This window comes from Actinomycetota bacterium (assembly GCA_030017835.1).
Taxonomy (GTDB): Bacteria; Actinomycetota; Aquicultoria; order UBA3085; family Oleimmundimicrobiaceae; genus Yes70-04.
This window is the reverse complement of the sequence record JASEGU010000008.1, coordinates 40,179-51,108: the sequence shown is the minus strand read 5'-3', so window position 1 is coordinate 51,108 and position 10,930 is coordinate 40,179. Positions and strand designations below refer to the sequence as shown.

The following is a 10,930-nucleotide window of genomic DNA, read 5'->3' as shown; positions in this document are numbered from 1 at the left end:
TTGGCTAAGATCACATCAAATAGGCGCAAAGCTTTAGGTAAGCCTATTTTTGCCTAATCCCTGGAGTACTTTATCACCCTAACGCCATCCCGATCGGCCTGCAATTGAAAAATATTGCCGTCTCCGTCGACTGCATGGTGATAGCGCGAAAGTCCTGAAATGGATTTATCATCCTCAAGCCGAAGAGTAACAATATTGCCTTCGTCAAGATCTATTATGTCCATCCAGGTCTCTATCTTCCTCCGGTACTCCTCAAAATCCTCCTCGGTCTCAAGGGGGATGGTGGGCGCATTGACCCGCAGGTAGTAGAGGTTCCCTTCATTATCGAATTCCGATGGTCCACCCCCAAGATAATAAAAACCGGGTGAGAGATAGGGCTCGTAGATCAGTTCGTCCTCCTCTCCCCTGGCCCCCGTTCGATTGACCACGTACTGGGCTCCTTCAAGGCCGCCGCCAAGAAGGGTGAAGTTGACCCGATCTCCCTCTCTATCCTCGAACTCAACGAGGTTGAAATTATAATCGTGCTGTTCGCCTGGCTTTTTCAAGAATTTGCCATTCTTGTTGAACTTTCGACCCCTCAAATTGTATTCGGGCGTTGGGGTCTTATCGATCACGTTGTAGTTGCCGCTGGGAAAGACCCTGAGCTCGTCGGCCTCTTCCAGTTTGGGCCCTATCGGCTTAAACTTGGGCCCTATCGGCTTAAAGCCAGTCTTAGCTTTCTCGTCATCATCATCTTCTTCTTTCAGATCAACTTGCATCTTATACACCCTGGTTTGCGTCAAGATGAAGAGGTTGTTCTCATCATCCACCCCAAATTCGCCGGTCCAACGAAGATCGTGATCGACCTCTATCTTCTTGATGAACTCGCCGCTCTCGGAGAAGACCTTGATGGCCGGGGTCATAGCTATCGGATCGGTTTCTTTGACAAGTCCATACTCCCCGCTTGCCCTGTCGGCCACAAAGATGACTCCGTCTTCGCCGAGGGCTATGCCCGAAGGAGCCCTGATCGATCCGGCAAGCTCATTGCCACCCGGAAATTCTCTAAAACCAAACTCCTCATCGGCCGCGCCGTAGGCGACATCCAAGATGACCTCGCTTGAATAGCTATCCGTCTCATCCTCGCCCTCGCTTACGAACTTTGCTCTTCCCTTCTCGAAGTCATCATCCAGCTCCTCTTCGGGCAGAGGCATGTTCTTCTTGCCAAAATCCAAAAAAGGCGCGGCGCTCAAATGAAGGCCGCCAAAGATCAAGATGACCAAAATGGTTGCGGTGGAAATCGCTAGCCATCTCTTCTTATTCATATCCATTCCTCCTCTCATCGTTACCTTAAGGCCCGCCTTGAGTAGCTGAGATAGTCCGTTATCGCCGTCTCTTGGCATTTTCTGGACTCATCCCGGCTTGCGGCATGCATGACCTTAAAAAGATTCTCTCCTGAAGCCGATAGTCTGGAAGCAAAGCAGACATGACTGCCGCTCTTGACGTAGACATCTCCGATCTCAACATTGCGCCAATCCGAGATATGAGTCGAGTTGCTATAGATATAGTCCGTCCCTACGTAATCGATCCCTTTGCCTTCAATAGCATAAGTAATCGTAGAGGCATTAGCCGCTCGCCAGATGAGCCCGCTGCAATCAATCCCCGTCCATTTTCCCGTTTCACCGTCATAACGTCCGGGCCTATAATAGCTTGAACTATAATCATTCCAGTTGTCCTGGGGAACAGTTTTGTTTGCGTTTGCCTCGGTCATCTTCACCCTATAATCACTTATCGCATCCTTGGATCCGTAGCCATAGGCAACCCCTTTAGTATGATACTCCGTCCCTGAGAAAAGTCGGCCGTAAAAAGCGAAGGGATAGTCCACATACCTTAATCCTTCCATATAGAAGGCGGCATCCCCCTTGACTATCTGCATCCTGTACTTTGTGGAGCTATAGGCGCTTGAATAACCATCGATCCGGATAAAATAGGTCCCTTGTTTAGCAATTGAAAAATGCGCCTGCTCCGTCGTTGTTCCTCTGCTTCGCGAAGCGGCTAGGACGGTGGTCGCTGGCTCCGGTCCCCTGACCTCGATATCATAATCGGCCGGCAAGCTTCCGTAAATACTGCTCGTGGTCTTGGTGTTGTTTGTCAAAGTAACGGAATGGTAGCCGGGAGTGAGCCAGATTTTAAACCAGTCTTCATCTCCATTATAGCTTATCGCACCCGTCGCACAGCTCACCCTATATTCAAAATTCGTACCGCCAAACGACATTGAGACCGCCTTGGCCGCTGTATTATTGGGTTCGGTATCGACCCCATCTAAGGCATAGCCCGTCGCTGGAGTTAACATCGGTAAAACCAGCATGGCCAATAAAAACGTGACAATTATTCTTTTCAATCCAATTTCACCTCCAGTTTGTCAGCAAGTCTAGCTTGAATAAATAACGTTCTTTTTTCGATTGTCCTAAATAATCACCGCCTTCTCTTCGTAATAAAATTCTAATTGCAATTTCATTTTGACTTATCTTGTGAAGAAGATATCATTGGACCCCCCCCGTTTGTCAATAGTTTTTTTCAAATTATATTTTTAATTTGTCACAACTAATATTTATGCAAAACCACCTTTCCCTGCCGCCGCTAGCAAGCTCACGCTGGAGAAGTGAGAAGCAAAAAGGGACCCCCGATCGGGGTCCCTTTTTTTATCCTTTGATTGGCTAAGATCACATCAAATAGGCGCAAAGCTTTAGGTAAGCCTATTTTTGCCTTGACACAAATCATAAGTTCGTTTACTTAAAGATCGAAGTCGGCTATTATTGGTCTTTGTGAGCTCAAAGCATTAAATCTTAAATCATCATTTTGAAAAGGGGTCAGATGCCGGAGCTAAGAAGGGATCCAACCACGGGCCGCTTGACGGTGATAGCGACCGAGAGGGCCGCAAGGCCGGAGGTCTTCTGCTTAGCAAAGGAGAATTTTTCTTCCAGCCCAAAGGACTGCCCCTTCTGTCCGGGCAATGAGGATATGACGCCACAAGAGGTCTTTGCCTTAAGGCCGCCCGGTCGCTCTCCAAACGATGATGGCTGGCAGGTCAGGGTGATACCAAATAAATTTCCCGCCTTTACCCTAAAGGACCTGGAAGGGGAAGGTGGTTGGGTCAAAGAGGGGCTGCACGAAAGCTCCCCGGCCGTTGGTATCCACGAGGTCATAATAAATACCCCAGACCACCTAAGGGGTCTCTCTCTGATGGAACCGTCTGAGATAGAGATGGTTCTTGCGACATATCTTGTCCGCTTGGCTTCCCTCAAGGCTTACCCCCATTTAAAATCCTCGATCGTCATCATCAATCACGGCCAGAGGGCAGGGGCTTCGATGGAGCATCCTCATTCTCAGCTCTTCAGCATGGCAAACGAGATTCCGCTACTCAAGACCGAGATGGCCACAGCCAAGTTATATTTTGAAGACAAGGGGCGCTGCATCTACTGCGATATCGTTCAAGAGGAGGCCCAAGCCAAAGAGCGGGTTCTTCTCGAAAGCGATCATTTTCTCTCCCTTCTTCCCTTCGCCTCTAGGTTTCCCTTCGAGATTTGGATCTTGCCCAAAAGGCACTCGAAGGATTTTGAATCGTTGACGGAGGAGGAGAAGGGAGATCTTGCCGTCCTCCTCAAAAGGGTGACCTACAAAATACAAGTTGGTTTAAATGATCCATCTTATAATCTCTATATTCACTCGGACGGCTTCGATGACGGGGCGGGCTGTTACTATCACTGGCACATTGAGATGATACCGAGACTGATCAATTTGGCCGGTTTTGAGATGGGTTCGGGGATGATGATAAATATCGCCTCCCCCGAGAAGGCGGTTAAAATTCTGGCGCCTATCTAAAATTTTTTTAAATTTTTGAAGGAATATCGCTCTTTTTGTGTAAAACCACTTTGTAAGGATTACCAGTTTTTTACAAATTCTTGAAGGATATTTCGGTCTTTTGTGTAATTACTACGATTAGCTGGGTGTAATCTTGCGTGGTCTTATGGGCAAGAGCTCGATACCTTTGGGTATTAATATAAACTACAACAGAAAAGGAGGTTGAGATTTTTGGGCGCAGGTCAACATTTAAAGAAGATGCTTTTGATTGTCGTTAGTTTTGTCTTCGTATCCCTCTTCGTATATGTTTCCGGTCAACTTGAGTTCTATTGGTTTCTTTATGTCATTCCCATATTCATAGCGGCTGCCGCTTATGAGTTTGCCGGAAGCATAATCGCTGGGGTACTGAGTGGGGCGGCCATCTATTGGACCATGGGAAACAGTTCCTTGATGATAGCCGATCCAGAGCGCTTGAATTACCAGATGATGCTCGGAGTGGTAATCTTCACATTGGGAGGGCTGGTCGTCGGCTATATCTCCGGCAAGCAGCGCAAGCAGCAAGCTGAAGCCGAAATGCTCTCCAACAAGGATGCTCTGACTCATCTATATAATTATGGTTACTTCATGGCTCGCTTAACGGATGAGGTCAAGCGCTCCAAGAGGTATAGCGATGCTTTTGCTCTATTGATGCTGGATATCGATGATTTCAACAAGTTCAACGACACCTTCGGCTACGATAAGGGCAATAGGATGCTGGAAAGGGTAGCCGAGATAATCAAGAAGACGGTTAGAGAGATAGACATCGTTGCCCGTTACGGCGGAGAGGAATTCGCCGTCATTCTGCCCAAGACCGATTACTCAGGAGCTGAGACGGTCGCAGAAAAGCTTCGTAAGATGATCGAAGCGGCACAGTTTGAAGGAGATATCGAGCAACCGGTCGTCAAAGCCACAATAAGCGTGGGAATATCCATATATCCGACGAGTGCCGACACCGATACCGAGATGATAATCAAGGCGACCGAAGCCCTACGCAAAGCCAAATCGGACGGGAAAAACAAGGTTGTCATCCTTACCGAGAAGAAGGAGGGCACAAAGAAGGCGAAAAAATAATCTCATCTTCTTTTGGCGGTCGCTCGTCGCCTTAAGTACAAGGCGAAATAATTCTTTGGGAGCTGTGATATTGTATACCGAAAAAGAAAAGGTTAGGGTGGTGATGTGCACCTCGCTCTATAAGGTAGAGGGGGATATCTACATTATTCCGGGAAGCAGAATCACCGATATGCTCAACGTCAAGGCACACGATTTCTTCCCGTTCACGAACGCCAAAGTGATGAATGCTCTGGATGACAAGGTCTTATTCACCAAGGATTATCTGACTGTCCATCGCAATGCCATTCTTGTGGCATTTCCAGCAGGCGATGGATAGCGGCTTTGAGGCGTTTTGTGTCATTGTTACATAGATCATAAATAAAGCTCTGATAAAGGGGGGTTTTGATTGCCTTCTAAAAAGGTATTTAGTATGACACTATTTTTGTTCGGTTTTTGGATGTTACTTACATCCGGTAACTGGGGCTCTACCAACGTCATCATGGGCGTGGTTGTCTCCCTGCTGGTAGCGGTCTTAGCTTATGTTTTGATGAAGGAGAACCTTGGAGACGTGGAGGGATCGCCGGCCATTTTGGGCAGGTTCCTCTACTCCATCTTCCTTCTCTTGATTGAGATCATCAAGGCCAACATAGATGTGGCCGAGAGGGTCTTGAATCCCCGCCTTCCGATCGATCCTCAGATACTTAAGTATGACTGCCATCTCAAAGGAGAGGATGCCAAGACCATCCACGCCAACTACATAACCCTGACCCCAGGGACTCTGACGGTCGATATCGATGACGAAGGTTACTACTACATTCACTGTCTGGCCGATACCCACGCTCGCGGCATGGGAGAGAGAGTCTTGGAGAACATGGTCAAATGGGTATATGAAGGGGTGAAGGAGTAGTGGATAATTTCTTTATCGTGGTATGCACCATCCTGGTTCTCTATATGTTCGTCTGTCTCTTTAGGGCCATAGCCGGACCGACTCTGGCCGATCGGCTGGTTGCGGTCAATCTGATCGGCACCAAGACCGTTGCGGTCTTATCCCTCATCGCCTTCATCTTCGATCAAAGCATGTATATAGATACGGCAATCGTCTACGCGCTTCTTAACTTCATCGTAACCATAGCGGTTGCCAGATATCTCGAGACGGGAGGTCTGCCAAGTGCCTAGTCTAAATATTTTAGGAATCATTACCAACATTCTGATCTACATCTTTGCGTCCATGGGCCTCTTCTTCTTCTTCGTTGGAGTCCTGGGCCTGGTCCGTTTGCCGGATGTCTATTGCAGGCTTCATGCTGGAACCAAGTGTGACACCTTAGGACTTGGAGGAATCCTATTCGCCTTGGCGATATACGAAGGTTTCTCCGGAGACGGCCTCAAGATGATCATCCTCATCTTTCTGAACATGATTTTGACCTCGGTCTGTGGACATGCGATTTCCCGGGCCGCTTACAGGGTCGGCATCATGCCCTGGAGAAAGCAGTACCAGACAACCTATGCAAGGGAGGGTTTTGCCGATGCGGAGTCTTGATTTACTGCTCTTGCTCTTTCTGATAATCGCAGCTTTCGGCGTGGTTCGGACCAAGGACCTTCTTGGAGCCTCGATCATCTTTTCGGCCTATAGCTTGATAATGGCCATTATTTGGCAACGCTTAAGCGCTCCTGACATCGCTCTGACTGAAGCGGCCGTCGGCGCCGGTGTTACTACCATCCTCTTCTTGATCACCATCGGCCGTACCGTCAGAAGGGAGGACGAGTGAAAAGAATACTGACCTTTTTCATACTCTTTTTATTGTGGCTCTTGATGGTCTCAGCCGTCTTGGCCCTGCCCCCGATAGGCAGCGAGACGACTCCCGTCACCACTCATGTGATACCTCGTTATCTTGAACAGGGGGTAGAGGAGGCCGGAGCCGAAAACATCGTGACCTGCGTCATCTTGAACTACCGTGGTTACGACACCATGGGTGAGGTGACGGTCATCTTCTGCGCCCTGATCGCCGTCTTGGCGGTCGTCGGCAGAGAAGATCCCAAGCTTCATACATCCAAGGTCGACTTGGTCGGCATCAAGGAGAGCGTCATCGTAAAAAGCGTCGTCCGTTTTCTAGCTCCATTCATCATGCTCTTTGCCGTATACATCATGCTTCACGGCAAGGAATCTCCCGGCGGCGGCTTTCAGGCCGGTGCGATCCTTGGCGCGAGCATAATCATCTATACGATGACCTTCAGTTATGAGCTGGCCTTGAGCAAGTTCTTTGTGAAGGTCAGGACCCTGATGGAGGGGGCCGGACCGATCGCCTTCTTCGCCTGCGGCGTGGTGGCTCTATTCTACAACCAGAACTTCTTGACCTATATCATTCCCGGTCTCGATCCTGTCACTCAGACGGCCATGCGCAGCCTAATGATCGAGATAATCGAAGTAGGCATAGGTATCGGGGGCGGAACGGTCATATCCTCGATATTCTTGGCCATGGAGAAGGTGGAGAAATGATAAATAACGAGATAATCGCCAAAGCTTATTCGAGCATAAATTATGTGGTGGCCGTGACCCTATTCTGCATTGGGCTATACGCTCTGATCATTAAGCCCAATCTAATCAAGAAATTCATGGGCCTTAATATCATCGAGACATCGGTCTTTCTCTTTATCATCTCGAGCGGTCTGGTTGAGGGCGGTATCGCTCCCATTTATACCAAGACAACGCCGGCAAACCCGGTCTTCGTAAACCCGATACCCCAGGCCCTCATCCTTACGGCCATCGTCGTTGCCGTCAGTACGACGGCTCTGGCGCTGTCGCTGATGATAAAGCTCTATGACCAGTGCGGTACCTTGAACGCAAACAAGTTAAAGGAGTTAAGATAAACTATGACGACATATCTGACATCTCATAGCCCAGTCTTAATGGAAATAATCTTTCTGGCTGGAGCGGCCTTAACTCCCATCATCAGCCTGATCAGAAAGAAACTCGCATTTTGGTGGGCTCTGATAGTATCGACTTTGGGCTTCTACTTCTGTATGCTTGCTGCGGCAGAGCTCTATCGGTCCGGGCCCCTAAGTTACTATCTAGGCGGCTGGAGGCCGCCCTACGGTATCGAGATAAAGTTCGATTACTTGGGAGCCTTCGCCTTTCTGATCCTGCTCCTAAACATCATCATCATGGTCTATTCCAAGAAGTATATGGAGCACGAGATAAGCGAGGATAAACTCCCCATCTACTATACCTTGGTCTTGCTTCTAGTCGGAGGCATGGTCGGCGTTACCATAACCGGCGACATCTTCAATATGTTCGTCTTTATGGAGATACTATCTCTGGCCGGTTACTCTTTGATAGCCATAACCGAGGAGAGGCTAAACGCCATGGCCAGCTTCAAATATCTGGTGATGGGTGCTCTCTCGTCACTGCTTCTTCTGGTAGGCATCGCCTTCATCTACAACGTTACCGGCAGCCTCAATATGGCTGATATCTCACTCAAGCTTCAGCAGTATGGAGCATCTACTACGGCATATGTGGCCGTGGCCGCGCTGATAATCGGCTTTACCGTCAAGGCGGCCATGTTCCCGGTCCACATCTGGCTACCCGATGCCCACGGTCTTGCCCCCTCTCCGGTCAGCGCGCTCCTTTCCGGTCTGGTCATCAAGATCGGTATCGTCGGAATCTTGAGGATTGTCTTTTCGATATATAGGATCGCCGGACCGATCAACTTCAGCTACCTGCTCGATGTGCTGGCCTGGTTTGCGACGGCGACCGTAATCTTTGGTGCCTTCTTCGCCTTTTTCCAGGATGATTTAAAGATCATCTTAGCCTATTCCAGTGTTTCCAACATCGGCTACATCCTTATGGGTATTGGTCTTATCTCGGTATCTAATCCGGCTGGAAGCGTCAACGCCATGCTCGGCGCCTTAACCCATGTGGCCGCCCACGCCATCATCAAGAGCCTTCTCTTCCTTTCAGCCGGTGCCATAATCTACAAGACCGGCCTTAGGAAGCTGAACGATCTTAAGGGAATAGGGAAGAAGATGCCGATCACCTGCATGGCCCTTGTCATCGGTGCTCTCTCTATTACGGGTGTTCCCGGAACCGTCGGCTTCTGGGCCAAATGGTATGTCATCAACGGGGCCTTTGATTCCGGTCGATTATTCTTCGCCATAGCCATGCTCGTTGGAGCCTTGATGGTCTTTGCTTACTACATAAAGATAATAAACGTGATATTCTTCCGCATCCCCGAGAATCTCACGGCCGAGGTTGACGAGGCCCCGCTTAGCATGCTGATCCCGATAGTCATACTGGCTGCAAGCTGTCTTGTTTATGGCCTCTTCTATATCAATCCGATGATCACCAATTACTTCATGCCGGCCGCTAAATCGCTGCTGGGGCTTGCCATGTAAGGGGCCGCTTTAAGGTTTCACAGCTTTCAAGCTTTAGACGTGCTTCATAATACTATTTAAGGAGGTTTTAAAGATGAACGGTAGTTCGCAAGCTATGTTTTCGAATCCCGCACTCTTAGTTGTCTTAATCCCACTAGTCTTTGCGGTCCTCATCTTCTTGCTCGGCGAGAAGAGGAGCGGCTTGGGTTCCTTCCTGGGCGTAATCGCCTCGGTGGCAACCTTCGTCGTCACCCTCTCGATGATGAAAACGGTCATCGGCGGGGGGGTCTATGAGGCGAGTCTGGGTGAGGTCGTTCCCGGCATAAACTTTGCCCTAAGGGTCGATCAACTCGGTCTTCTTCTGGTCTTCACGGCCGCCCTCATCTGGGTCTTGGCCACCATTCACTCGATAGGCTATATGTCTCACGGTCACTCCAAGAGACGCTACTTCAGCTTCGTGGCCCTATGTCTATCCTGGACGGTCGGTGTTGCCATATCGGCCAACCTCTTTACCTATCTCATATTCTACGAGCTCTTCTCCTTCTCGACCTATCCCTTGATAGTTCATGAGGAGACCCCGGAAGCCCTGGCAGCCGGTAAGAAATACATGGTCTACATATTGATCGGTTCCTCCTTCGTGCTCTTCTCGATCATCTATACATACTTCTTGGCCGGCACCTTGGATCTCTCCATGGCCGGTATACCGGCGCTCGCGGCTCAGAATAGGGCAGCTCTTCTCGTCCTCTTCTGGGGCTTCATGATCGGCTTCAGTGTCAAAGCCGCCATGATGCCACTGCACGGCTGGGTCCCTCAGGCTCACCCGGTAGCTCCGGCTCCCTTTAGTGCCATCCTTTCGGGCGTCATGGTCGCCGTCGGTGCCTTCGGTATCGTTAGAACCGTGCTCAACGTCTTTGGCGTGGCCTTGGTCAAGAGCTTGAACGTCTCCTTCACCCTGGCCTACATAGTCTCATTCACCATCATCGTCTCCTCGATACTGGCCCTAAATCAGGACAACCTTAAGAGGAGGCTCGCCTATTCGACCATCGGTCAGATGGGCTACATAGTTCTTGGAACCGTCCTTTTGACCGAGTTCTCAATCGCGGGAGCCCTGGTTCACATCATTAACCACGCCCTCATGAAAGGAACTCTCTTCATGTGCGCCGGTAACATCATCCATCAATCGGGCAAGGCCAATGTGAGCGAGTTTCGCGGTCTTGGTAACAAGATGCCCTTAACCTTCATCGCCTTCACGATAGCCGCCCTCGGCATGATCGGTCTTCCGCCCTTTGTCGGCTTCATCAGCAAGTGGTACTTGGCCATCGGTGCGCTCGATGCGGGCGGAGTCTTCTTCGTCATAGTCCTCCTCATAAGCTCGCTCCTTGGAGGCGCCTACTTCCTGCCCATCATCTACACCGCCTTCTTCCAGAAGGCCGAGGGTGAAGCAGCGGCCGGACACGGCCATGACGAGCATGGCCACGGCGAAGCCGCCAAGGTCGAGTCGATAGAGGCTCCGGCCGTCATGACCATCCCGGTTCTCGTCGGTGCGCTCGGGGTCATCGTGGTCGGCATATTCGCCAAGGCTCCAGGTTTCCCACTAGATATCATAAAAGCAGCCACCAATATCTTGCTTAAGTAG

Annotated in this window: 13 protein-coding genes; 11 read left to right on the top strand and 2 right to left on the bottom strand. The window is 49.8% G+C overall.

Going from position 1 to position 10,930, the window contains the following annotated elements; all coding sequences use genetic code 11:
• Nucleotides 1-53: 53 nt before the first annotated feature.
• Nucleotides 54-1,301, bottom strand: a complete 1,248-nt coding sequence (locus tag QMD53_03545; protein ID MDI6799731.1) for a hypothetical protein — start codon at nt 1,299-1,301, stop codon at nt 54-56.
• A 20-nt stretch (nt 1,302-1,321) separates the two neighbouring features.
• Complete coding sequence (locus QMD53_03540; GenBank protein MDI6799730.1) at nt 1,322-2,377, bottom strand: hypothetical protein; 1,056 nt, start codon at nt 2,375-2,377, stop codon at nt 1,322-1,324.
• A gap of 473 nt (nt 2,378-2,850) precedes the next feature.
• On the opposite strand from QMD53_03540, the gene galT reads away from it, so the two are divergent.
• The 11 genes from galT to QMD53_03485 all read left to right on the top strand — a co-directional run bounded on the left by galT (nt 2,851) and on the right by QMD53_03485 (nt 10,930).
• Nucleotides 2,851-3,858, top strand: a complete 1,008-nt coding sequence (gene galT, locus QMD53_03535) for a galactose-1-phosphate uridylyltransferase (GenBank protein MDI6799729.1) — start codon at nt 2,851-2,853, stop codon at nt 3,856-3,858.
• A 210-nt stretch (nt 3,859-4,068) separates the two neighbouring features.
• The gene (locus QMD53_03530; protein ID MDI6799728.1) at nt 4,069-4,947 is read left to right on the top strand and encodes a diguanylate cyclase; all 879 of its coding nucleotides are present in this window, start codon (nt 4,069-4,071) and stop codon (nt 4,945-4,947) included.
• 70 nt (nt 4,948-5,017) lie between these two features.
• The gene (locus QMD53_03525; GenBank protein MDI6799727.1) at nt 5,018-5,263 is read left to right on the top strand and encodes a hypothetical protein; all 246 of its coding nucleotides are present in this window, start codon (nt 5,018-5,020) and stop codon (nt 5,261-5,263) included.
• A gap of 93 nt (nt 5,264-5,356) precedes the next feature.
• On the top strand, nt 5,357-5,833 hold the full coding sequence (locus QMD53_03520) for a Na+/H+ antiporter subunit E (GenBank protein MDI6799726.1): 477 nt from the start codon (nt 5,357-5,359) through the stop codon (nt 5,831-5,833).
• Nucleotides 5,833-6,102: a cation:proton antiporter gene (locus tag QMD53_03515; protein MDI6799725.1), complete on the top strand. Its 270-nt coding sequence runs from the start codon at nt 5,833-5,835 to the stop codon at nt 6,100-6,102. Before QMD53_03520 ends, QMD53_03515 begins: the two co-directional genes overlap by 1 nt.
• Entirely contained in the window at nt 6,095-6,463 is a 369-nt protein-coding gene (gene mnhG / locus QMD53_03510) for a monovalent cation/H(+) antiporter subunit G (GenBank protein MDI6799724.1), read from the top strand. The genes QMD53_03515 and mnhG overlap by 8 nt, the downstream gene beginning before the upstream one ends.
• A complete protein-coding gene (locus QMD53_03505; protein MDI6799723.1) occupies nt 6,450-6,692 on the top strand; it encodes a DUF4040 domain-containing protein in 243 nt (80 codons plus the stop codon). The genes mnhG and QMD53_03505 overlap by 14 nt, the downstream gene beginning before the upstream one ends.
• Nucleotides 6,689-7,420, top strand: coding sequence for an MnhB domain-containing protein (locus QMD53_03500; GenBank protein MDI6799722.1), 732 nt, complete (start codon nt 6,689-6,691; stop codon nt 7,418-7,420). Before QMD53_03505 ends, QMD53_03500 begins: the two co-directional genes overlap by 4 nt.
• Nucleotides 7,417-7,791 carry a cation:proton antiporter subunit C gene (locus QMD53_03495; GenBank protein ID MDI6799721.1) on the top strand — a complete coding sequence of 125 codons (375 nt, stop codon included), beginning with the start codon at nt 7,417-7,419 and terminating at the stop codon, nt 7,789-7,791. Before QMD53_03500 ends, QMD53_03495 begins: the two co-directional genes overlap by 4 nt.
• Before the next feature lie 3 nt (nt 7,792-7,794).
• The gene (locus tag QMD53_03490; GenBank protein ID MDI6799720.1) at nt 7,795-9,315 is read left to right on the top strand and encodes a proton-conducting transporter membrane subunit; all 1,521 of its coding nucleotides are present in this window, start codon (nt 7,795-7,797) and stop codon (nt 9,313-9,315) included.
• A 73-nt stretch (nt 9,316-9,388) separates the two neighbouring features.
• Nucleotides 9,389-10,930, top strand: coding sequence for a monovalent cation/H+ antiporter subunit D family protein (locus QMD53_03485; protein MDI6799719.1), 1,542 nt, complete (start codon nt 9,389-9,391; stop codon nt 10,928-10,930).